Origin of the sequence: Streptomyces sp. NPDC006923, from assembly GCF_040635655.1 — a bacterium.
In the GTDB taxonomy this organism is placed as follows: domain Bacteria; phylum Actinomycetota; class Actinomycetes; order Streptomycetales; family Streptomycetaceae; genus Streptomyces.
Genome location: NZ_JBEYIF010000003.1, coordinates 137,174 through 160,878, shown reverse-complemented (window position 1 = coordinate 160,878; position 23,705 = coordinate 137,174). Strand labels below are relative to the sequence as shown.

Below are 23,705 nucleotides of genomic sequence, written 5' to 3'. Positions count from 1 at the left end.
CCGAGCGCAAGCGCCTTGATTCCCAGGAGGTCTGACGTCATGTCAGAGATCATCACCGAAGGCTGGGCCAACCCACTGCGCTCGCCTGCGGACCGCCGCCTTCCCCGCATCGCGGGTCCGTCCGGTCTCGTCATCTTCGGCGTCACCGGCGACCTGTCCCGCAAGAAGCTGATGCCGGCCGTCTACGACCTCGCCAACCGCGGTCTTCTGCCGCCGGGCTTCTCACTGGTCGGTTTCGCCCGTCGCGAGTGGGAGCACCAGGACTTCGCCCAAATCGTCCACGACTCCGTACGCGAACACGCTCGGACCCCCTTCCGCGAGGAGGTCTGGAATCAGTTGTCGGAGGGGATGCGGTTCATCCCCGGTGACTTCGGCGACGACGAGGCGTTCAAGAAGCTGCGCGAGACGGTTGACGAGCTCGACGCGGCCCGGGGCACCAGCGGCAACTACGCCTTCTACCTCTCCGTGCCGCCGAGGTTCTTCCCCCAAGTGGTACGGCAGTTGAAGAACCACGGCCTGTCCGACGCCCCCGAGGGTTCGTGGCGGCGTGCGGTCATCGAGAAACCCTTCGGCCACGACCTCGCCAGCGCCAGGGAACTGAACCAGGTCGTCCATGAGGTCTTCCCTCCCGACCAGGTGTTCCGCATCGACCACTACCTGGGCAAGGAAACGGTCCAGAACATCCTGGCGCTGCGCTTCGCCAACCAGATGTTCGAGCCGATCTGGAACCGGTCCTTCATCGACCACGTGCAGATCACCATGGCCGAGGACATCGGTATCGGCGGCCGCGCCGGCTACTACGACGGCATCGGCTCGGCCAGGGACGTCATCCAGAACCACCTCCTCCAACTCCTCGCGCTGACCGCGATGGAGGAACCCTCGTCCTTCGACGCCGAGTCCCTGGTCACCGAGAAACTGAAGGTCCTCAAGGCTGCCAAGCTCCCGGACGACCTGGGCAGGCACACGGTGCGCGGGCAGTACGCCACCGGCTGGCAGGGCGGCGAGAAGGTCGTCGGATACCTCGAGGAGGAGGGCATCGCGCCCGCGTCCAGGACCGACACGTACGCCGCGGTCAAGCTGGAGATCGACAACCGGCGCTGGGCGGGCGTCCCCTTCTACCTGCGTACGGGCAAGCGGCTCGGGCGGCGGGTGACGGAGATCGCGGTCGTCCTCCAGCGCGCTCCACACTCCCCGTTCGACTCGACGGCCACCGAGGAACTGGGCCAGAACGCGATCGTCATCCGCGTCCAGCCCGACGAGGGCGTCACCGTCCGCTTCGGCTCCAAGGTGCCGGGCACCTCGATGGAGATCCGCGACGTCACCATGGACTTCGCCTACGGCGAGTCCTTCACCGAGGAGAGCCCCGAGGCGTACGAGCGGCTGATCCTCGACGTCCTGCTCGGCGACGCCAATCTCTTACCCCGCACCGAGGAGGTCGAGGAATCCTGGAAGATCCTCGACCCGGTCGAGGAGTACTGGAAACAACACGGCAAGCCGGCCCAGTACCCCGCAGGAAGCTGGGGGCCTGCCGAGGCGGATCACATGCTCGCACACGACGGAAGAAGCTGGCGCCGGCCATGAACATCGATCTCCCGAACACCACGGCCAGCAAGATCAACAAGGCTCTGGTCCAGGCACGCCGGGCCAATGGCAGCCCTGCCGTCGGCATGGTGCTCAACCTGGTCGTCGTCACGGACGAGGAGAACGCTCACGACGCGGTCAAGGCCGCGTCCGACGCCTCCCGCGAACACCCCTCCCGCATCCTGGCCGTCATCAAGCGCCCCACCCGCGGGGCGCGGCGCCGCGGCGAGACCCGCCTGGACGCCGAAGTACAGGTCGGGGACGACGCCGGCAACGCCGAGACCGTCCTCCTGCGGCTGTACGGCGAACTGACCGATCACGCCGACTCGACGGTCGTACCACTGCTGCTGCCCGACACGCCGGTGGTGGTCTGGTGGCCGGTGGACGCTCCGCCCGCCCCGGCGAAGGATCCGCTCGGCGCTCTGGCGCAGCGCCGCATCACCGACTCGTACGCCGTCGAGGAGCCCCTCAGGGAGCTGGCCGTACGCACCACCGCGTACGCCCCCGGTGACACCGACCTCGCCTGGACCCGGCTCACGCCGTGGCGCTCGATGCTGGCGGCGGGGCTGGACCAGGCCCGTGCCACAGTGACGTCGGCGGTTGTGGAGAGCGAGGCGGACAATCCCAGCGCCGAACTGCTGGCTCGCTGGCTCACCGACCGGCTCCAGGTGCCGGTGCGACGAGTGGTGACCAAGGGCCCTGTCGTCACCGGTGTGCGGTTGCGCACCACCGACGGCGAGATTGTCATCGACCGCCCGGACGGAGCCCTCGCCACCTTGTCCATTCCCCACCAGCCCGTCCGCGCTCTCCCCCTGCGCGTCCGCAGCACGGCCGAGCTGATCGCCGAGGAACTGCGCCGTCTCGACCCGGACGAGGCTTACGCCGGCGCCCTGAGCACCACCGCCGGGGAGCTGAAGAACGATGTCTGACACCGGCAACGGCGACATCCCCGACGCCTCCACCACCGCCCTCGTGGCCACACCCACGAACAGCACAGGAGTAACTGATATGCAGCTCGGACTCATTGGTCTCGGCAAGATGGGCGGCAACATGCGCGAGCGGATCCGCCGCGCCGGCCACACCGTCGTCGGCTACGACCACAACCCCGAACTCTCCGACGCGGGCAGCCTGTCGGAACTGGTCGAGAAGCTCGAAGCGCCACGCACGGTCTGGGTGATGGTTCCGGCCGGCGCCCCCACCCAGTCCGTCATCGACGACCTCGCGAAGCTCCTCCAGCCCGGCGACACCGTTGTCGACGGCGGCAACTCCCGCTGGACCGACGACGAGAGGCACGCCGCCGAACTGGGCGGCAAGGACATCGGCTTCGTCGACGCGGGGGTCTCCGGCGGCGTGTGGGGGCTTGAGAACGGCTACGCGCTGATGGTCGGCGGCGCCGCCGAGCACATCGCCAGGGTCCAGCCGGTCTTCGACGCCCTCAAGCCGGAGGGGCCGTACGGCTATGTCCACGCGGGCGGGGTCGGCGCCGGGCACTTCTCCAAGATGGTCCACAACGGCATCGAGTACGCGCTGATGCAGGCTTACGCCGAGGGCTGGGAGCTGCTGGAGAAGGCCGATTCCGTCACCGACGTCCGCGAGGTCTTCCGCTCCTGGCAGGAGGGTACTGTCATCCGTTCCTGGCTGCTCGACCTCGCGGTCGACGCCCTGGACGAGGACGAGCACCTGGACGCGGTCAAGGGCGTCGCCCAGGACTCCGGCGAGGGCCGCTGGACCGTCGAGGCGGCCATCGACCACGCCGTGCCGCTGCCCGCGATCACGGCCTCCCTCTTCGCCCGGTTCGCCTCGCGCCAGGACGACTCCCCGCAGATGAAGATGATCGCCCAACTGCGCAACCAGTTCGGCGGCCACGCGGTCGAGAGCACGGACGGCGGACGGTAGCACCACTTCGGTGGCCTCATCGTCTCCCCCGGCTACACCGACCCCGTCACGTTCGTCGACGGCAACCCGTACGGCACCTCGCACGTCGACGCCCAGGGCAACAACCCCATCGGTGAGCAGACCCTCAACTCCGCCCGCCACCGGGCGGAGCGCGTGGTCCTGCTCACACGTGCCTTCAAGAGCGGATTCACCGCCTGACCCCACTCGGCCCACACGGCCCGAAAGAAGATGACCCACCATGGGTGAACTCGTCCTGGCCCGCCACGGCGAAACCGAGTGGACTGTCTCACGACAGCACACCAGCTACACGGACCTGCCGCTCACCTCGCACGGCGAGGACCAGGCACGGTCGGCCGCCCGGCTCCTGGCCGGGCGGCCGACCGCCCTGGTGCTGACCAGCCCGCTCCAACGCGCGCGACGCACCACCGAACTCGCCGGCATGCGACGTGCCGAGGTCGAACCCGACCTGCACGAGTGGGACTACGGCGGCTACGGAGGCATCACAACCGCCGAGATCCACCGCACCCGCCCCGGCTGGGACCTGTGGACCGACGGTGTCGTGCCCGGCCCGCCCGGGCATCCCGGAGAACAGCCGGAAGACATCGGCGCCCGCGCCGACCGCGTGCTCTCCCGGATCGGCCCGCTGCTCGACGACCCCGCAGGCGGCGATGTGGTCCTCGTCGCCCACGGCCACTTCCTCCGGGTTCTCACCGCCCGGCGCCTGGGCCTGCCACCCGCCGCGGGATCACTGTTCCGCCTCGACACCGCATCGGTCAGCCGCCTCGGTACCGAGCACGGCCGCCCCGTCGTCGTCGAGTGGAACCGCGGCGCGGATCGCTCCCTCGCCGGGGCCTCCGCCATCACCACAGCTTTCTGATCTCCACGGCTCACGTCCCGTCAGCCCCACCCGGCGACGTTCGGCATACCGAAGCAGCGCCTCAGCAGGGAGCACGTTCCCATGACCTCCAGTACATTCCCGGACACCCGATCCACCCGGGAACCGGCAAAACCAAGCCTCCGCCGCGTCACCTTCATCGCCGCCGCGGCGGCGATCGGCGGCTTTCTCTTCGGTTACGACAGCGCCGTCATCAACGGCGCCGTCACCGGAATCCAGCAGCACTTCGCCATCTCGTCCTCGGAGACCGGCACCATCGTGTCCTCCGCGCTGCTGGGATCCGCCGTCGGGGCGGCTGCCGCCGGCGGCCTCGCGGACCGCATCGGCCGGCTGCGGGTCATGCACATCGCGGCCGCTCTCTTCGCGATCAGCGCGCTCGGTTCTTCGATGCCCTTCTCCGCCTGGGACCTCGCGGCCTGGCGTGCCCTCGGTGGTGTCGCGATCGGCCTCGCGTCCCTGATCGGCCCGACCTACATCGCCGAGGTGGCCCCCGCGCACTACCGCGGCCGTCTGGCCTCCTTCCAGCAGGCTGCGATCGTGCTGGGCATCACCGCCTCCCAACTCGTCAACTGGGTCATCGCCCAACGCGCCGGGGGCGAGAGCCAGAACTCCCTCGGACCGCTGGAGGCATGGCAGTGGATGCTGATGGCCGCCGTGGTCCCGGCCGTTCTCTACTCCCTCCTGGCCAGCCGTATCCCCGAGTCGCCCTACTTCCTGATCACCACCCGACAACTGCCCCGGGCCCAGGCCGCGCTGCGTGACATCGAGGGGCCCGGCGTGGACACGGAGGCGCGGGTCGCGGAGATCCAACTCGCCCTCCACAGAACTGACAAACCCCGGATCGGCGATCTGTTCGGCGGCCGCTTCGGGCTGCTGCCGATCGTCTGGACCGGTATCGGCCTGGCCGTCTTCCAGCAGCTCGTCGGCATCAACGTGATCTTCTACTACTCCTCGATCCTGTGGCAGTCGGTGGGAATCGAGCAGTCCAGCTCGCTGCTGATCAGCCTGTCCACCTCGGTGATCAACATCGTCGGTACGGTCGTGGCGATGCTGTTCATCGACCGGATCGGCCGTAAGCCCCTGGCACTCATGGGCTCTGCCGGAATGGCGGTCTCGCTCGCCCTGGCCGCTTGGGCGTTCTCCTACAAGACCGGCAGTGGTGACAGTCTCTTCATCCCGGACACGCAGGGAACCGTGGCGCTGATCGCCGCGCACACCTTCGTCTTCTTCTTCGCCGTCTCCTGGGGTGTCGTCCTGTGGGTCATGATCGGCGAGATGTTCCCGCCGAGGATCCGCGCCGCCGCCATGTCCGTGGCGACCGCGTTCAACTGGATCGCCAACTGGGCGGTGACGGAGACCTTCCCGCGCTTGTCGGAATGGAACCTGTCGGCCACCTACGTCGTTTACGCCGCCTTCGCCGTCCTGTCGTTCGGCTTCATCGGCATGTTCGTCCGCGAGACAAACGGCAAGGAACTCGGCGACACGAGCTGAGCAGCCCACCCCGCTCCAGGGCATCCCGGTCCGGGGCGGCACCGGGAGCAACCGTCGCCCCCTGAGAACGACCCGCGACGGCCCGCTCTCTGCGGCCGGTCGCCGAGGCAGCACCACGTCAGCTCCGGGGCGTGTCTTCTGCGATCAGCGCCGCCTTCCAGTGGCTGGGGATCGCGGCGGCGTGAGCCAGGACCTCGTCGTACACCGCGGTACACCGTACGACGTCTGTGGTACGGGCGAATGAGATGTAGGAGAGACGCCCGTTGTACGGATCACACATCAAGGAGGCCGCCGTCAGCCGTGCGCCCGCGCACGCCACTTCGCCCGGAAAGGTCACGCTGCTCGCGACGATCTGCGCACCCTCAGGGGCTGTCGTCCGGTCAGCCACCGACTCGCCGAGACGGGGAGTGAGAGCCGCCAGGGCGACCCGGGCCGAATCGCGCGTTCGGCCCGCCCTGACCGCGTTGGTCTGGCGGTGCACACCGTCCAGGGCATCGGCGAACCGGTCCGCCGAGCAGGGCAGCAGAAGATGGTGGGAGACCAAGCGGTTTCCGGGCGCCAGTCGCTCGTCGATCAGCCGTGTGGACATGGGAACCAGAGCCGACAGATCCGGGCAGGAGCGCGAGCCGCCCGTGTTCTCCAGGCGCCAGCGCCGGAATGCCTGAGCCAGGGCGGCCAGACACACGTCATTGACGCTCGCCCCGCGCGTATCGGCCATGGCGCGTAGGCGGGAGGCCGAGACGTCTTGACAGGTCCAGTGGAAGCGGCGCGAGGGAAGCGCCCGGAGTTCGGGCCAGCACCGTCTCTGACCGGGGGTCCAGAAAACATCCCGGAGCACCCGCAGAATGCCCCGGGGGGTGGGAAAGGAGGCGCGGTGGAGTGGAGGGCCGTCGGCTTCGTTGTCGCTGAGAAGCATGAGGACGGTGTGCGCTGCGCCGACACCGTCCTGGACGGCGTGATGGACGCGGTAGCACACCCGGAAGCGGCCCTCCTCGTATCCGCTGAGCAGCCAGATGTCCCACGGCGGGTGCGGACCGCCTGGTAGCGGCTGCCACAGGAGGCCGGCCGTCGCGGCGTCGAGGCCCTGGGCCCCCGACGGAACCGTGTGACGGCGCAGGTGAATCGCCCCGTCGAGGGGGAGTTCACGAAGATGCCACCGTTGCCCGTGGCCTCCGGGCAACAGCAGGTTGAGTGCGGGCAAGGCGGCCGCCCGGCGAAGGATTCTCGCGGTGAACCGCTGGGGATCGGGGACGGCACCCTCGAAATCGAGAATGAACCCCGTGGTCGGCCGATGCTTGAGAAAGAATCGGTCCACCGACCCGCTTCTGTGTCCCCGCCGGCTGGCCATGTCTCAAGTCCCCTCTGAGTCCGGCTCATTGGGCGAGGGCCGGCTCGCCCCGCCGGCGGGCGCGGCGTCCGGCCGGGGGTCCTCCGGCATGTCTCGCCTCCTGGCTCCGGTCCAGTACCTGCCGGGTGACGAGAAGTCCCAGGCGAGGGGAAGGAGCAGCGGCCGCGGGAGGTGACGCAGGCCCCAAGCCGCCACCTTGTAGCGGAGACTGGGCACGCTGACGAAGCGCCCCCGGGCGAGATCGCGCATCGCGGTCGCGACGACACGGTCGGCTCTCAGCCATGTCCACTCCGGCAGGTTCGCCAGGTCGATACCTGATCGGTCGAAGAGTTCGGTCCTGGTGAATCCGGGCAGGAGAGCCATGATCCGGACGCCTGATTCGCGTACGTGTGCCGATCTGCCGATGGATTCGGTGAAGGTCAGCACCCAGGATTTGCCGGCCGGGTACGTGGTGGCGAGGCCGCCGGGGCCGAGTGCGGTGAAGGAGGCGACGTTGACCACGTGGCCCGACCTCCTCTCGATCATGCCGGGCAGCGCTGCGTGGGTGAGCCGGAGTACGGCCCTGACATTGACGTCGAGCAACCGCTCCTCAGCCGCGATGCTGTTGTGCGGAAAGGGTTTGTCCAGCGCGATGCCCGCGTTGTTGACCAGGAGATCGATTGGTTTCCCGGTGGTGAGGCGATGCTCTACGACCCGGCATCCCTCCGTGGTGGACAGGTCGGCCGGCAGTGTCTCCGCGTGAATGCCGTTCCCGGAGCTGAGTGTCTCGGCCTGCCGGTGCAGAACGTCCCGGGTACGCGCGACGAGGACGAGGTCGTGTCCTGTCCGGGCCAGTCGCTCGGCGAAGGCACGGCCGATACCTGAGGTCGCGCCGGTCACCAGGGCAGTGGGCACGATCGCTCCCGGGAGAGTGCTTCAGCTTCGTAGCGCGCACCGGTGGCCCCGGAACCCGCCATCAGGGTGAGCGGCGGGCACGCGAGGCACGCCGGAAGGACGCCGATCGCCACGGCCCGGCGAGCACAGGAGCGCACCGTGGGCGCGATGGTGACCTGCTTCACAAACGACAGACGCTACACACATCACGACCACGCACGCAACGTTACGGCACAAGTGCGGAGCGCATTTGGTTTTCGGGTGACCGTTGAGCCATCCTGCTCCGGTGACCGTCCTCCTCACCGGTGCGACCGGGTTTCTGGGATCGCGTCTCCTCATCAGTTTGCTGACGACCCGGAACCGGGACGTCACTGTGCTGGGCAGAGGAGCCCCCTCCGCTCTGCGCTCTCGCGTGCTGGCCGCACTGGACTGCGTCGCGCCCCCCGAGGGCATCAATGCCCGCGCTCGCGCCCGTCTGCGCTGTGTCAGTGGCGACATCAGCCGGCCCTGGCTCGGTCTGGCCCCGGCCGTGTACGGGCGTCTGGCCGAAGAGGCCGATGCCATCTGGCACTGTGCCGGCGACATCGCTCTCACCGGCGAACGTGAACGGCTCTTCCGAGTCAATGTGCGAGGCACCCAGCACCTGTTGCAATTGGCCGAGGCCACTCGCCCGAGTTGCCGACTGGTGCACATGAGTACCGTCGCCGTGGCCGGCGCGCGTAGGGCGGGCCGGATCGCCGAGGACGACCTCATCGACCGCCACGGCTTCGAAACCCACTACGACGAGTCCAAGTACCAGGGGGAGAGCCTGGTCAGAGAGTGGGCGCGGAGACTGGACCGGCCCGCTGTCGTTCTGCGCCCGAGCGTCGTCGCCTCCGACGCCCGCCTTCCCGGGGCGGCGCCGGGTCACCCGCTCAGAGTGCTGGGCGAGATGATCGACGCCGTCGCACGTGGTGGCGCCCCAGGCGTTCCCGCCCTCGGCCGGGGCGGGGAGACACTGCGACTCCGGCTGCGGGTGCCCGCCGACGCGACGTTCAACATCGTCCAGGACGGATACGCCACCGAGGCGATGCTCCGTGTCGGACACGACGCCGGGCACAGCGGTTCCGGTGTGCGCACCTTCCACATCGTGAATCCGGCGGACACCCCGATGGGCCTGATCACCAGTGCCGTCCAGGCACGGTATCCGGGGCTCCGGCTGGAGTGCGCGGACCGGATTCCGGATCCGACAGCGGCGGAGCGTTTCATCGCCTCGCACCTTCCCGGCTTTCTGAGTTACTGCCACCACACCCGTCGCTACGACAGGGCCGGTGCGACCACGCTGGCCGGGGATCTGGACGACCCGTCCCCCATCGACCAGGACTACCTGACCCGCGCGCTGGGCTTCTCCGCCTCCGACCGCGCACCCCTCGGACTCACCACGGGCACGGGCCCCTATGCCGCTTCCGCCTGATATCGGCGGGAAGCACACGTACCCCTCAGCGGCCGCACACCGGCTTTCTCTTCGGGAGACATCCCTTGTCCCAGCCCCAACCGCCCCTGCCCGCGGACACTCTCGCCGTCGTCGGCGCCGCGTGCCGCCTCCCCGGCGGCATTCACACCCTTGAGGACCTGTGGGGGGTGCTCCTCGTCGGCCGTGACGTGGTGACAGAGGTCCCCGCCGACCGGTTCGCGGCAGCCGACTTCATCGACACCCGTCGGCCCCGCCCGGGCATGGGCTACACGACGGCCGGTGGCTTCCTGGACGACATCGCCGGATTCGACACCTCCTTCTTCAGCGGGATCTCCCCGCGCGAGGCGTCCCGGATGGACCCGCAACACCGCCTGCTGCTCGAACTCGCCGCCGAAACCCTGGACGACGCCGGGATCGACCACGCACGCTCACGGGGATCCGACACCGCGGTCTTTGTCGGCTGCTCCAGCCGCGACTACGGTGAGCTGCAGTCCTGCGAGCCGCAGACCGGGAACGCCTACACCCTGACCGGGATGGCGAGTTCCATCGCCGCGAACCGTCTCTCCCACTTCTTCGACTGGCACGGGCAGAGCGTCGCCGTGGACACGGCGTGCTCCTCCGCCCTGACCGCCCTGCACCAGGCGTGTGAGCATCTGCGGTCGGGACGCTCACGCACCGCGCTGGCGGGCGGCGTCAACATTCTGATCAACCCGCAGGGATACGCGGGCTTCTCCAGCGCGTCGATGCTGTCACGGACCGGGCGCTGCCGCGCCTTCTCCGCACACGCCGACGGCTTCGTCCGGTCCGAAGGCGGTGGCCTCGTACTGCTGAAACGTCTTGCCGACGCCGTCGAGGACGGCGACCGGATCCACTGCGTGATCGCCGCCAGTGGCACCAACAACGACGGTCACACCCCCGGAATCGCACTGCCCAGTGCCACCGCCCAGCAGGCGTTGCTGAGCGAGGTCTACCGCGGTGCCGGGATCACACCGGATGAACTGGTCTATCTGGAGGCGCACGGGACCGGCACGCAGGTGGGTGACCCCGTCGAATGTGAGGCCGTCGGCCGCTCCCTGGGTCAGGGCCGGCGCACCGGCGCGCTGCCCATCGGCTCGGTCAAGAGCAATGTCGGGCACCTGGAGGCGGCCTCGGGAATCGCCGGGCTGCTCAAGGCCCTGCTGGTGCTGCGCCATCGGCGGGTACCGGCGAGCCTGCACGCCGAACCGCCCAATCCGACGATCGACTTCGGTGGCTGGAACGTACGCCCCGTGACCCGGACGGAACCGGTCAAGGCGGAGGGGCGGATGTTCGCCGGGGTCAACTCCTTCGGGTTCGGCGGGGCCAACGCCCATGTCGTGCTGGCGGCGGCACCCGTGGAGAACGAGGCGCGGGACGCGGCTCCCAGGGGGAGCCTGACGCCGGTCATGGTGTCCGCCCGTACCACCGGGGCGCTGCGGGAGGCGGCCGGACGGATGGCGCAGCGACTTGAGTTCGCGGATCCCGAGGAGTTCTACGACATCTGCTACACCTCGACTGTGCGGCGCGGCCACCACGAGCAGCGCATCGCCGTGCTGGCGAGCGGTCCGGCCGAGGCGGCCGAGGCCCTGCACGGCGCCGCGCGGGGTGAAGAGCCGGTGTCGGGAGCGACAGCGGCCCAGGGCCGTCCGGGCAAGGTGGCCTTCGCCTTCTCCGGCAATGGGTCGCAGTGGCCCGGCATGGGCGCGGATCTGCTGCGTTCCGAGCCGGTCTTTCGCACCGCCCTTGAGGCCGTCGACGCCGAGCTGAGGCCGCGTCTGGGGTGGTCGGTCATCGAGGAACTGTCCCGCGAGGAGCCGCGTTTGCGGCTGACCGAGGTCGCGCAGCCCCTGCTGTTCGCCGTGCAGATCGGTCTGGTGCGGATGCTCGACGAGGTGTACGGGGTCAGGCCCGACGCCGTCGTGGGGCACAGTGTCGGAGAGATCGCGGCCGCTCATGTGTCCGGCGTCCTCGATCTGGCGGACGCCTGCCTGGTGGTGACCGAACGCAGTCGCGCCCAGGCTCTGACCGCCGGACGGGGCCGGATGGCGGCCGCCGGGCTGTCCCGGGCGGACGCGGAGAAGGAACTCGCCGCATATCAGGGGCGGTTGGAGCTGGCAGGGGTCAACAGCGGACGTGACATCACGCTCGCCGGCGACCCCGCCGCGCTGGAGGAGCTGGGCCGGACACTGGCCGCCCGCGACATCTTCTTCCGGGAACTCGACCTCGACTACGCCTTTCACAGCACGGCCATGGACCCGGTGCGACAGCTCGTTGAGACACCACTGGGACGCCTGAGCCCACGCTCGCCCGGCATCACGTTTGTCTCCACCGTCACGGGTGGTCCCCTTCCCGGTGAACAGCTCGACGCCGAGTACTGGTGGCGCAATGTCCGCGAGCCCGTGCTCTTCGCGGATGCCGTACGTCATCTCGCCGACGAGGGCTGCACGGCCTTCGTCGAGATCGGCCCGCACCCCGTCCTCACCCCCTACCTGCGCCGGATGGCCCCGGCGGGGACGGTTGCCGGTACCGGCCGGCGTGAACACAGCGGCCCCGAGGCGGTACGACGCGCGGCGGCCCACCTGCTGGCGGCCGGGATCCGGACCGGCGCCGCGTACTTCTCCCGGCCGGGACGGGTCGTGTCCCTGCCCGCCTACCCCTGGCAGCGGGAGCGCCACTGGAACGGGTCCCCGGACTGGTGGACCCGCGTTCCCCAGGACAGGACCGTTGTCCATCCGGTCCTGGGGCGCCGGGCCGCCGTGGCCGGACCCGCCTGGCACCAGAGTGTCAGCGGCGTTCGCCTGCCCTGGCTGTACGACCACCGGGTCGGCGGCGCCGTCGTCATGCCGGGCACCGCGTATGTGGAGGCCGCTCTCGCGGCCGGCCGTCACGCCCTGGGCCGCGCCGCCGAAGTCACCGACCTCGACATCCTCCGGCCCCTGGTCCTGCCGCACGACGACGAGACCGGCGAGGTCGTGCTGCAGACCTCGCTGTCCGAGGAGGACGGTGTCACACGGATCGCCTCCCGGACCGGCACGTCGGGCGAGTGGCAGACACACGCCCGCGGCCGGGTACGCCGCCTGCTCTCCCGGCCGCCGGCCCCACTGGACGTCGGCCTGCTGCGCTCCCGGACGAGCGAGCGCGGGGTGGAGGCGGAGGACCACTACGCGGAGGCGGCCCGCAGGGGCCTGGACTACGGCCCCCGCTTCCAGGGACTCACCCATCTGCGGGTCGGGGACGGCGAGGTTCTGGCCACCTATACCGATCCCGCACCACCGGAGGAGACCGGCTACGAGGCCCACCCGGCGCTGCTGGACACCGCGCTGCAGGCTGCCTCCCCGCTCCTGGCCGCTGTGGCGGACGACCGGATGTACCTCCCGACCGCAATCGGCTCGGCACGCCTCTGGGGCCGCCTGCCGCAGTGTGGCCTGATCCATGTACGCGTACGTGAACTGAGCCTTCGGTACGCCCTGTTGGACGTGACCGTATCGAACCAGGACGGAGTGGTCGCCGCCGAGCTGCGAGGATGCCGCCTGCACGGCGTCACCACCGGACCGGCCCAGGACCTCCAGCAGGTGACCCCCGTCCTGCGGGCCGCCCCCCGCGCCGGCGACCGGGCCCCCGGCCCGTCCCCCCTGCCCGCACCGAGCGCGCTCACCGCCGCGACCGCCGACGAGCGGGCCGCGCTGGACGAAACCCTCGGCAGTCGCTACGCGGCATTCGTTCCGCGGATCAAGCAGACCGTGGGCCACTGGGCGACCGCCACGTTCCGGGAACTGCTTCCTGCGGTCCAGGAATTCGCCGTGGCCGACCTGCTGGCGGCCGTACAGCCGAAGTACGCCTCGTATACGCGCCTGCTGGTCGGCATGGCCGAGCAGGCGGGTCTGCTGGAGCTTGTCGGCTCCCCGGGCACCGACGCGCCGCGCCGGCGGTTCACCGGCACCCCTCGCCCGCTCCCCATGGCTCAGGACTGCGTGGCGCGGTTCCCGGAGTGGATCTCGGCCCTCGCCGTCTACACCAGGTGCGGCACCCACCTCACCGCCGTGCTCCGGGGGGAGGTCGACCCCAGGGAACTGCTCTTCTCGGAAGCCGACCGGCACCATGTCGAGGCGTTCTACACCGACACTCCGCAGGCCCGGCTGCAAGGCCGTTACGCGCGAGCGGCCCTGGCCAAGGCGGTCGAAGCATGGCCTTCCGACCGTCCCCTGCGCGTCCTTGAGGTCGGCGCCGGCACCGGGGGCATCACCAGTGCCCTTCTCCCCCTCCTCCCCCCGCATCTCACGCGGTACCTGTACACCGATGTGTCCGCGGCCTTCTTCCCCGGGGCCCGGGCCCGGTTCTCGGCCTACGACTTCGTCGAGTACCACACCCTCGACCTGGAGCAGGACCTCGGTGAGCAGGGCTACGAGGAGGGTGACTACGACATCGTCGTGGCGGCCAATGTGCTGCACGCGACCAGTGATCTGCGGGCCACACTGCACCGGACCGCCTCCCTGCTCGCCGATGGCGGCCTGCTCCTGGCGACCGAGAGCCACGACGAGGAAGTCCTCGGGCCCTGCTTCGGACTGCTCGACGGGTTCTGGGCCTTCACCGACACCCAACTGCGCAGCAGTCCGCTGCTGCGCCGGGAGGACTGGGCGCCGCTGCTGCGACAGTGCGGCTTCGACGACATCTCACAGGTGAGCAGCGCGTGCCCGGAATTCAGGGACGACTACTCACTTCTCCTGGCACGCCGGAACCGCCCGTCTCCCGCCGCGCGGCCAGGCCCCTCCGGCACCCCGGGTGGCCGGTGGAACGTCGTCACCGAAAAGCCGGACAGCGCCTTCGCGCACGCCCTGGTGTCCGAGCTGAGAGCTGCGGGCCCTGTCGAGGCCACGGTCCTCACGGCTCCTCCTGCCGGCACGGCCTGGCCCGACCGCCTGCCTCTCGGGGGCGCCCCCGCCGGCCACACCGTCCTGCTCTTCGACCTCGACACCGAACACACCGAACACACCGGTGACGGGGAAGGCGGGACCGGAAGCGCTCCGGTGGCCGAGGCCGTCCACCGCACCGGACTCGTCCGGGCCGCCGCGGCCATGGGAGAGGACGGCTCCAGCGCGCTGTATCTGGTCACCGCGGCGACGGGGCTGTTTCCCGCACCGGACAGCAGCGGCGTCCCGGGAAGCGCCGCCGTCTGGGGCACCGGGCGGGTCCTCGCGAACGAGCGGCCGGGGCTGGCAGTCCGACGCGTATCGCTGGCCCGGTCACGGGATACAGCCGGGGACGCCGTCAGGCTGGCACGGGAATTACTGGAGCCCACGGACGAGGACGAGGTCGTGCTCACCCGGCGAGGGCGGTTCGTGCCACGGCTGACCGACTGTGCTCCCCGTACCGACGAGCACCGTGACGGACGGCCGTACGCACTCGAACTCCGCGAACCAGGGCTGGGGCACCGGCTCGCCTGGGTACCGGCCGGGGACCTCGTGCCAGGAGCGGGCGAGGTGATCGTGGCGGTGCGCGCGGCGGCGCTCAACTACCGCGACGTGATGCTCGCCGCGGGCTTGCTGCCGCCCGGCGCCGAGCCCCCGGTCGACGGCGGTCCGGCGCTCGGTCTCGAATGTGCCGGGGACGTCGTGGCGGTCGGCCCGGGGGTCGCCGGGATCTCCGAGGGGGACCGGGTCTTCGCCTTCGGACACGGCACCCTGGCCTCTCACGTGCGGGTGCGGGCCGAGCAGACCGGCCGTATGCCGGACGGCATGCTCCCCAGCGAGGCGGCGACGATCCCCGCCGTCCACCTCACCGTGCAGCACGCGCTGGACGACCTGGCCCGGCTCGCACCCGGGGAGACCCTGCTCGTCCACGGGGGCGCCGGCGGCATCGGTCTCGCCGCCCTGCGCCACGCCACCCAGGTGGGCGCCCGGGTGATCGCCACCGCCGGGACCCCCGCCAAGCGGGATCTCCTGCGGATGCTCGGTGTCGAGCACGTCCTGGACTCCCGCAGCCTGTCCTTCGCCGACGAGGTCCAGGACATCACGCGGGGCCGGGGCGTCGATGTCGTACTCAACTCACTGGCCGGCGAGGCCATCACCCGCGGCCTGGAATGCCTGCGCCCGGGTGGCCGCTTCGTCGAGCTCGGCAAGCGGGACATCTACGGCAACCAGCCCCTGCTGTTACGTCCCTTCCGTAAGAATCTCGCCTACTTCGGAGTCGACATCACCCGGCTGGTCGCAGACGAGCCCAAGGCGGCCGCGGCGGCCTTCTCGACGGTGACCGACAGGGTGGCGAGGGGCGTGTACCGGCCGTTGCCCCACCAGACCTACCCGGCCCCACGCGTCGACGAGGCCCTGCGGAGCCTGCGGCACTCCCGGCACCTGGGCAAGGTCGTGGTCACATTCGACGCGAACGAGCCGGTGCGCCTGGAGGAGCCGGACGAGCCGTTGACCTGCGACCCCGGCGCGACGTATCTCATCACCGGAGGGCTCAGTGGTCTCGGCGCGGCGACGGCTCGACACCTGGTGAGGTGTGGTGCGCGCTCCCTGGCTCTGGTGGGCCGCCGCGGTGCGGCTTCGCCGGAAGCACCGCCGCTCCTCGACGAGTTCGGGGCGCAGGGTGTCCACGCGGTGGCGCACGCCGCCGATGTGACCGACGTCCGGGCGATCCGGGCGATCTTCGAGAACGCCGACGCCGAGGGCCGGCCGGTGCGCGGCGTCGTGCATGCCGCCATGTGGTTGGACGACGCCCCATTGGCGGAGCTGACGGCCGAGCGGTACGCCTCCGTGTACGCGGCGAAGGCACAGGGCGGCGCGGTGCTGGACGCGCTCACCCGCGAGCGTTCGCTGGACTTCTTTGTCGTCTACTCCTCCGTGGCCGCTCTCGTCGGCAACAGTCATCAGGCCCCCTACGCCGCCGCCAATCTCTTCCTGGAGTCCCTGGTGCGGGCTCGCCGAAGCGCTGGTCTGCCCGGCACAGCACTGGCCTGGGGCGGTATCGGCGAGACGGGATACGTCGCCAGAAGTGTCATGTCGGACACGGTCTCCCGCTCCGGCATCGGGCTGATCCCGCCCGCCACCGCCTGCCGGGCGGTGAGCCGCTTCCTGAGCAGGGGTGACGAATCGGCAGTGGTCGGCCTGATCGACTGGGGGCGGCTGGCCAAGGTGCTGCCCGCCCTGCTCACACCGCGGTTCGCCAGGCAACTGGACGACGCGGAGAGCCATTCCGGCCCTGCGGGGGCGGAGGACTTCAGGGAACGGCTGGCCAGGGCCGAGAGCGCGGAGGAACGTGCCGCTCTGCTCGCCGACACTCTGACGGAACTGGCGGCCACCGTGTTGCAGACCACCCCGGACCGTATCGACCGCGCGGCGAATCTGGCGAACCTCGGCCTGGACTCGCTGATGGGCACGCAGCTCAAGGTCGCGATGCACCGGGCGTTCGGCTGTGACCTCCCCGTCATGGAGCTGATGGCCGCGGGCAGCGTCCATGGGCTGGCCCAACGCCTCGACCGGGCCCTGGCCGGATCCTGACCCGGGGCCCTGTCGAGTCGACAGTGAGGTTCGTCGTCGAAGTGAGGTTCGTACACCCATGAACGCGGACGCGATCATTCAGGATCAGGAGACCAGCCGCCCCGACGGGGACGTGAAGGCGCTGCTGGCGGCGATGAGCCGCCTTGACAGTGTGGTGGTCGCCTTTTCCGGAGGAGTGGATTCCACCGTGGTGCTGGCCGCCGCCGTGCGAGCACTCGGGCCGGCCAGGACTCTGGCGGCGACAGCGGACTCCCCGGCCCTCGCCCGTGACGAGCTGCGGTCGGCTCGCCTCACGGCCGAACATCTGGGCGTTGAGCTGGCTGTTCTGACAACGGACGAGCTGGCGGTGCCCGGCTACCGGGCCAACGCCGGCGACCGGTGCTATTTCTGCAAACAGACCGTGCTCTCGCGGGTGACCGCCGAGGCCGCCTCCCGGGGTTTCCCGCATGTGGCGACCGGCACCCACAGCGACGACCGGCGTTCCGGCCACCGCCCGGGGCTGCGGGCCGCCAGGGAGCTGCGCGTCGTGGAGCCCCTGGCCGAAGCCGGCCTGGGCAAGGCACAGGTGAGAGCCGTGGCGAGGGCCTGGGGACTGCCGGTGGCCGAGAAGCCCAGCTCGCCCTGTCTGGCGTCGAGGATCGCCGTCGGCGTACCCGTCACCCGCGAGAGGCTGGAGCGCGTCGAGCGCGCTGAGGAAGCCGTACGTACTTTCCTGGCCGAACACCATGTGCCCGTCCGGGACCTGCGCGTGAGGATCTTCGCGGAGAGCTTCCGCGTGGACCTCGACACCGGTGCCCTTCAGTGGCTGAGCGACCGGGCCGGCCTGGCCGCTGAACTGCTGAGCCGTATCGGTCCCATCACCCGCACCGCGACGGGCTCGCTCGCCCCCTACCGGTCAGGCGGAGTAAGCACCGTTGCCGCTCTCAGCGGCGGCACGGAAGAAAGGCCGGGCTCATGACTGAGGACCCATACGGGGCATCGCTGGGGGACTTCGAGGTCACCCGGGTCGAGGACTTCGCCCGTCTCGACACCTCGCGGCGCGTACGGACCGGATTGCCGGAGGTGGTGTTCGCCCAGTCCAAGACGGTCGAACAGACACTGCGGCTGCTCACCGAACTGTATGAACGTGACCCCGGAGGTCCCGCGCTGGCCACCCGGTGCCCGGACGCGGTGCTCGACGCGGCGGGGACGCGTTTCGGTGACCGTCCGGTACACGTCGACCGTGTCGCCCGTACCGTCACGCTGGGAGAACTGCCCGCTCCCCGGGGGACGGTCGCCGTTCTGACGGCCGGCACGACGGACCTGCCGGTCGCCAGGGAGGCGCTGGCGACGCTCGCCGCTCTGGGGGCCGGCGCCCGGCTCTTCGAGGATGTCGGCGTGGCGGGCATCGGCCGGCTCTTCGCCCAACTGCCCCATGTGCGCACCGCCGACTGCGTCATCGTCGCGGCGGGCATGGACGGCGCTCTGCCCAGTGTGGTGACCGGACTGGTGCCGGCGCCGGTCATCGCGGTGCCGACGAGCGTCGGCTACGGGGTGGCCGCCGGGGGGCTCGCCGCCGCGGCCGCCATGCTCGCCTCCTGCTCGCCCGGTCTGACGGTGGTCAACATCGACAACGGCTTCGGCGCCGCCGCGCACGCCCTGAGGATCCTCAACGCGATGTACGGCCATGACAACGCTCAGACGGGCGAAGGGCGGCCACCGGGTGAGCCTGTCGCCGCGAGGGGTGCGCGATGACGTCTTCGAAAGGCGGTCCTGGCGTCCGTGTCGCGTTTCTGGACTGCACGGCCGGGGTGGCGGGGGACATGCTGCTGGGCGCCCTTGTCGACGCCGGTGCGGACATCGATGTGGTGGGCGAAGCCGTGCGCTCTCTCGGGGTCGCCGGCCTCGGCCTCTCTGTGGACCGGGCCCGGCGCGGTGGATTCGCCTGCGCCCGGGTGAGCGTCAGGACACCGGACCTGCCGGACCGGGAGAGGCGCCTGGGGGACGTCCTGGACCTCTGCGCCGGGGCGACCGGCCTGGGGAGGAGGGCCAACTCCTTCGCACACCAGGTGTTCGGACTTCTCGCCGAGGCCGAAGCCGAGGCCCATGGCACGACCCCGGACACGGTGCACTTCCATGAAGTGGGTGCCTACGACGCGCTGGCGGATGTGGTCGGCTGCGCAGCCGCCCTGGAAGATCTGGGGCTGCTCGACGACCACGCGGTGAGCACCTGCTCCCCGCTGGCGGCGGGAAGCGGAACCGTGCGCTGTGCGCACGGACGCATGCCCGTCCCCGTTCCCGCGGTCCTGAACATCGCCGCCCAGGCCGGACTACGGCTGACGTCGGGTGATCTGACGGGTGAACGCACCACCCCCACCGGGGCGGCGCTGGTGGCCGCTCTGGCCGTTCCGGGCGCGCTGCCGCCGATGACGGTACGTGCCGTAGGCACGGGAGGCGGCTCCCGGGACACCGTGGACCGTCCCAACATCACCCGAGTCGTGATCGGGGAGTCCACAGCGGTCACGGGGCCGCTTCGGGGCGAGGTGCTGTCCCTGGAGAGCACGGTCGACGACATGGATCCCCGCCTGTGGCCCTCGGTGCTGCGCGCGTTGAGGGAGGCGGGTGCCTGGGACTGCTGGACCACCGGCATCGTCGGTCGGCACGGCCGGCCCGGCCAGGTCGTCACCGCGCTCTGTTCGGAGCAGGTACGTCAAGCTGTCACCGAGGCACTGTTCCGGCACACGCCCACGCTCGGAGTCCGCTGGTCCGCACACCAGCGCATGACACTCCCCCGCCGTTCCGTCACGGTGCCGGTCGGCCCCCCGGGCCAGGCGCAGCCGGTGACCGTGAAGATCGCGGAGGGACCGGACGGCCACCTCACCCTGCAGCCGGAAGTGTCCGAGGCGGAACGCGCGGCACTCGCCCTGGACTGGCCGCTCCGCACCGTCTGCGAAGCAGCGGTGAGCGGCTGCCGACAAGCCCATGGCATACCGGTGGAGCCCGTTGAGGGGTGACCGCCGGCCCGGCCCCGTACCGTCACCGCCGCCGTCGAGCGGCGGTTCACACCGAGGTGGAAGATGATCTGGACCGCACGAGCCGCGCGGGCCGCCCGGCCCGGCGACCCCACCGGACTGGTCAACGCCGATGGGCCGCTGCGAGCCCCGGCGGACGAGCAACCGCCCGGGCCCCTGGCGGCCGGCGGCCGGGTCGCCGCCGTCTTCGATCTCGACGGCACGATTCTCGCGTCCAACCTCGTCGAATCGTATGTCTGGACACGGCTGGCGACCCTGCCCCGCCGGGGCCGGCCGCTGGAGTTGCTGAGCCTGGTCTGCGACGCCCCACGCTATGTGCTGGCCGAACACCGGGGCCGGGCCGAGTTCGTCCACTGCTTCCTGCGCCGTTACCGGGGGACGCACGAGGACACCCTGCGGGCCCTGGTGCGTGAGGCCGTCGGCAACGCACTGCTGCACCGGGTCAGGCCCGAAGCCGTGCGAAGGATCCGGGCGCATCGCTCGGCAGGACACCGCACGGTACTCGTCACGGGCAGCCTCGACCTTCTCGTCGAACCACTGCGGCCTCTGTTCGACGACATCGTCGCCTGCCGCATGACGTCCCGAGAAGGGATCATGACCGGACAGATCTCCTCGACGCCCGTCGTGGGTGACATCCGCGGCTCGTGGGTGCGGGAGTACTGCGCCGGCCACGGTCTGGATGTGACGCGCTCCTACGCGTACGCGGACAGTTCCTCGGACCGAGCCCTCCTGGAATCGGTCGGGCACCCGTGCGCCGTCAACCCTGACCGACGGCTGCGGCGCCATGCCTCGGAGCGGCGATGGCCCGTCGCCCACTGGGGCGTTCACACCACCACGCGGTGGGAAGCGCTCGCCGTGGCCGCCTCGCTTCCCCATCGACACCACATCACCACGCCCGGCGGCGACGCCACGGACAACGACAAGGGAACACCATGAACCAGCCCGGTATCGTGCGGGAAGTCGACGAACGCACTCCCCCCGTGATTCTCTTCGAGGGCGAGGGAATCCGCGCCGAGCGACTGCCGCTGGGCAGCAGGGTCATCTACCCGCCGGCCTCCCTCCCCGGCATCCAGGACGTCGACGCGGCGATCGACCACGCACTGCTCCACCCCCACGGCATCGAACCCCTGCCTCAATTACTCAGCCCGGGTATGCGGCTGACCATCGTCTTCGACGACGTGTCGCTCCCGCTTCCCTCGATGTGCCGCCCTGATGTACGCGGGCGCGTCATCGAGCACGTCGTGGAAATGGCAACGCGGCTGGGGGTGGAGGACATCGAACTGATCGCGGCGAACGCGCTGCACCGCAGGATGACCCCCGCGGAGCTCAAACACGTCGTGGGCGAGCGGGTGTTCCGCACGTACTTCCCCGGTCACCTGCGCAATCACGACGCCGAGGACCACGACAACCTGACCCACCTGGGGATGACCGGTGCCGCCGAGGATGTCGAGATCAATCGCAGGGCCGCCGAGAGCGACCTCCTGGTGTACATCAACGTCAACTTGATCGCCCTGAACGGCGGCCCCAAGTCGGTCGCCGTCGGACTGGCCAGCTACCGCAGCCTGCGCCACCACCACAACACACATACCCTGCGGCACTCCCGCTCGTTCAACGACCCCGCCAACTCCGCCCTGCACCACTCCTTCCACCGCATGCACGACGTGATCGGCGGCCACCTCAAGATCTTCACGATCGAGACGACGGTCAACGGCGCCGCCTTTCCCCCCTCCATGGGTTTCCTCAGCAAGCACGAGTGGGAGTGGAACCTCGCCGACAGGACGGGATTCCTCGGAGTCCGTCACGGCGTTCGCGCCATGCCGGCCACACTGCGGCGTCATGTGCTCAACGCCATCAAAGCCCCGTACGGCGTCACGGGAATCAACGCGGGCACCCCGAGCGCGGTGCACCCGATCACCCTCGGCAATGTGCATCGCCAGCAGGTCACCCGGGTCGACGGGCAGGCCGACATCGGTGTCTTCGGAGTCCCGTACGCGGGGCCGTACAACGTGAACTCGATCATGAACCCGGTGCTGGCCATGTGCATGGCCCTGGGGTACCTGTTCAACTTCTATCTGAACAAGCCCATCGTGCGGCAGGGTGGCGTCGGGATCTTCTACCACCCGTTGCCCCACGCGTTCCATCCGGTGCATCACCCGAGCTACATCGACTTCTTCGAAGAAGTGCTCTCGGTGACCACGGATCCGGCGGAGATGGAGAGCGAGTTCGAAGCGAAGTTCGCCACTGATCCCTGGTACATCCACCTGTACCGCACCAGCTACGCGTTCCACGGTGTGCACCCGTTCTACATGTGGTACTGGGGGGCACACGCCATGCAGCATCTCGGTGACATCATCTTTGTCGGTGGCGATCCGAAGACCGCCGCCCGCCTCGGCTTCCACGCGGCGCCCGACCTGTCGTCCGCGCTGGAGATCGCCTCACACACCGTGGGCGCCAGCCCGAGCATCAACTGCCTGCGTACCCCGCCCATCACCATGGCGGATGTCCGGTGAATGTCTCCGCCGAAACGTCACGGCCTTTCCCCACCGCCTGGGCCCGCACCACCCCGGCCAGACTCCTGCGCGAGACAATGCGGCACACCATGCTCAAGCCCTGTGTCTGGGGCTGCGCACGCCCCCGGATCGAGGGCAGGAATCATCTGCGTACGCTCAACGGCCCGGCGGTGTTCGTCGCGAACCACACCAGCCATCTCGACACGCCCCTGATCCTCGGCGCCCTTCCCCGCAGCATCGCCTCTCGCACGGCGGTCGGTGCGGCGGCCGACTACTTCTTCACCTCGTCACTGACCGGCGTGACCACGGCGCTGCTGTTCAACGCCTTTCCCGTCCAGCGGCACGGGAAGCACCGCGCGGTGTGCGGCGTCGCCATGGACCTTCTCGACGAGGGATGGAACGTGCTCCTGTACCCCGAGGGGACCCGGTCCCCCGATGGGCGGCTCGGCGCATTCAAGAGCGGCGCCGCCCGACTCTGCGTGGAGACGGGTGTGCCGGCTGTTCCCGTCGCCCTGTCCGGCGCACACACCGTCATACCCCGCGGCGCACGATTCCCCGCCCCGGCCAGGACACGGGTCCGCATCCGCTTCGGACACCCCATCGCGCCGACAGCCGGCGAAACGTGGCAGGCGCTCAGGGACCGGATGAGGCAACGGATCAGCGAGCTGTAACGCCGGCCGGATCGGACTCCCCACGCTCCCAAGGGGTTCACGCCCCTACGGAGCCGGCGCCGCCCTCTTCGCGTCGTCGCCGGCATGGCCGAGTCCGACGCGAGTACGGCCGCGAGAAGTGTCCTCGCGGACGGGCGAACCACACACCCGAGCAGCCATCCACGGTTTCACGATCGCGCTGCTGTTTTCTCCGTCCACCACGCGTCCACGATCACAGGGGAGGCCGCCATGGCCGCGCAGAGGATCCCGCTCAACTTCTTCGGGATGTCCTTCGGCCTGACCGGTCTCGCCGGCTGCTGGGTGACCGTCGGCGACCAGGGCCATGTGTCCGATGTGGTGGGGGACGCCTTCCGGGCGTTCGCCGCCGACGGCGGGTTGAGCCGGCTGCCCGTCCCCGCGCGCCCCTGAGCGCTGATCCGCCGGCGCGCCCCGCAGCCCGACCCGAAACGTCCCGTTCGCCGG

At 70.2% G+C, this 23,705-nt stretch carries 16 protein-coding genes and 2 pseudogenes; 15 read left to right on the top strand and 3 right to left on the bottom strand.

What is annotated here, in order from left to right; genetic code table 11:
* Positions 1-39 precede the first annotated feature (39 nt).
* The 6 genes and pseudogenes from zwf (at position 40) to ABZ707_RS06690 (ending at position 5,863) form a co-directional block, all read left to right on the top strand.
* A complete protein-coding gene (zwf, locus tag ABZ707_RS06715) occupies positions 40-1,581 on the top strand; it encodes a glucose-6-phosphate dehydrogenase (RefSeq protein ID WP_360168882.1) in 1,542 nt (513 codons plus the stop codon).
* Positions 1,578-2,510, top strand: coding sequence for a glucose-6-phosphate dehydrogenase assembly protein OpcA (opcA, locus tag ABZ707_RS06710; protein ID WP_360168879.1), 933 nt, complete (start codon positions 1,578-1,580; stop codon positions 2,508-2,510). Before zwf ends, opcA begins: the two co-directional genes overlap by 4 nt.
* Before the next feature lie 79 nt (positions 2,511-2,589).
* Positions 2,590-3,477, top strand: a complete 888-nt coding sequence (gnd, locus tag ABZ707_RS06705; protein ID WP_360169865.1) for a phosphogluconate dehydrogenase (NAD(+)-dependent, decarboxylating) — start codon at positions 2,590-2,592, stop codon at positions 3,475-3,477.
* Positions 3,478-3,675: pseudogene (locus ABZ707_RS06700) on the top strand (NAD(P)H dehydrogenase); the annotation flags it as partial.
* Positions 3,676-3,715: 40 nt separating this feature from the next.
* Entirely contained in the window at positions 3,716-4,354 is a 639-nt protein-coding gene (locus tag ABZ707_RS06695; protein WP_360168876.1) for a histidine phosphatase family protein, read from the top strand.
* Between the two features lie 81 nt (positions 4,355-4,435).
* Complete coding sequence (locus ABZ707_RS06690; protein WP_360168873.1) at positions 4,436-5,863, top strand: sugar porter family MFS transporter; 1,428 nt, start codon at positions 4,436-4,438, stop codon at positions 5,861-5,863.
* Positions 5,864-5,981: 118 nt separating this feature from the next.
* On the opposite strand, the gene ABZ707_RS06685 is transcribed toward ABZ707_RS06690, so the two are convergent.
* The 3 genes and pseudogenes from ABZ707_RS06685 to ABZ707_RS06675 all read right to left on the bottom strand — a co-directional run bounded on the left by ABZ707_RS06685 (position 5,982) and on the right by ABZ707_RS06675 (position 8,105).
* Positions 5,982-6,581, bottom strand: coding sequence for a hypothetical protein (locus ABZ707_RS06685; RefSeq protein ID WP_360169936.1), 600 nt, complete (start codon positions 6,579-6,581; stop codon positions 5,982-5,984).
* A gap of 207 nt (positions 6,582-6,788) precedes the next feature.
* A pseudogene (locus ABZ707_RS06680) lies at positions 6,789-7,211 on the bottom strand (wax ester/triacylglycerol synthase domain-containing protein); the annotation flags it as partial.
* Between the two features lie 3 nt (positions 7,212-7,214).
* Entirely contained in the window at positions 7,215-8,105 is an 891-nt protein-coding gene (locus tag ABZ707_RS06675; protein WP_360168870.1) for an SDR family oxidoreductase, read from the bottom strand.
* A 265-nt stretch (positions 8,106-8,370) separates the two neighbouring features.
* Here ABZ707_RS06675 and ABZ707_RS06670 point away from each other — a divergent pair, with 265 nt between their 5' ends.
* The 9 genes from ABZ707_RS06670 (at position 8,371) to ABZ707_RS06630 (ending at position 23,651) form a co-directional block, all read left to right on the top strand.
* Positions 8,371-9,537, top strand: coding sequence for an SDR family oxidoreductase (locus ABZ707_RS06670; protein ID WP_360168867.1), 1,167 nt, complete (start codon positions 8,371-8,373; stop codon positions 9,535-9,537).
* Between the two features lie 65 nt (positions 9,538-9,602).
* Positions 9,603-17,051 carry an SDR family NAD(P)-dependent oxidoreductase gene (locus ABZ707_RS06665; protein ID WP_360168864.1) on the top strand — a complete coding sequence of 2,483 codons (7,449 nt, stop codon included), beginning with the start codon at positions 9,603-9,605 and terminating at the stop codon, positions 17,049-17,051.
* Positions 17,052-17,109: 58 nt separating this feature from the next.
* Positions 17,110-18,009 carry an ATP-dependent sacrificial sulfur transferase LarE gene (gene larE / locus ABZ707_RS06660; RefSeq protein WP_360168861.1) on the top strand — a complete coding sequence of 300 codons (900 nt, stop codon included), beginning with the start codon at positions 17,110-17,112 and terminating at the stop codon, positions 18,007-18,009.
* Complete coding sequence (larB, locus tag ABZ707_RS06655; RefSeq protein WP_360168858.1) at positions 18,006-18,785, top strand: nickel pincer cofactor biosynthesis protein LarB; 780 nt, start codon at positions 18,006-18,008, stop codon at positions 18,783-18,785. The genes larE and larB overlap by 4 nt, the downstream gene beginning before the upstream one ends.
* The gene (larC, locus tag ABZ707_RS06650) at positions 18,782-20,044 is read left to right on the top strand and encodes a nickel pincer cofactor biosynthesis protein LarC (RefSeq protein ID WP_360168855.1); all 1,263 of its coding nucleotides are present in this window, start codon (positions 18,782-18,784) and stop codon (positions 20,042-20,044) included. Before larB ends, larC begins: the two co-directional genes overlap by 4 nt.
* A gap of 63 nt (positions 20,045-20,107) precedes the next feature.
* On the top strand, positions 20,108-20,998 hold the full coding sequence (locus tag ABZ707_RS06645; protein ID WP_360168852.1) for an HAD-IB family hydrolase: 891 nt from the start codon (positions 20,108-20,110) through the stop codon (positions 20,996-20,998).
* A complete protein-coding gene (locus tag ABZ707_RS06640; RefSeq protein ID WP_360168849.1) occupies positions 20,995-22,572 on the top strand; it encodes a lactate racemase domain-containing protein in 1,578 nt (525 codons plus the stop codon). Before ABZ707_RS06645 ends, ABZ707_RS06640 begins: the two co-directional genes overlap by 4 nt.
* A gap of 89 nt (positions 22,573-22,661) precedes the next feature.
* The gene (locus tag ABZ707_RS06635; RefSeq protein ID WP_360168846.1) at positions 22,662-23,243 is read left to right on the top strand and encodes a lysophospholipid acyltransferase family protein; all 582 of its coding nucleotides are present in this window, start codon (positions 22,662-22,664) and stop codon (positions 23,241-23,243) included.
* 228 nt (positions 23,244-23,471) lie between these two features.
* Positions 23,472-23,651 (top strand): hypothetical protein, encoded by a 180-nt coding sequence (locus tag ABZ707_RS06630; protein WP_360168843.1) that lies wholly within the window; start codon positions 23,472-23,474, stop codon positions 23,649-23,651.
* Positions 23,652-23,705 lie beyond the last annotated feature (54 nt).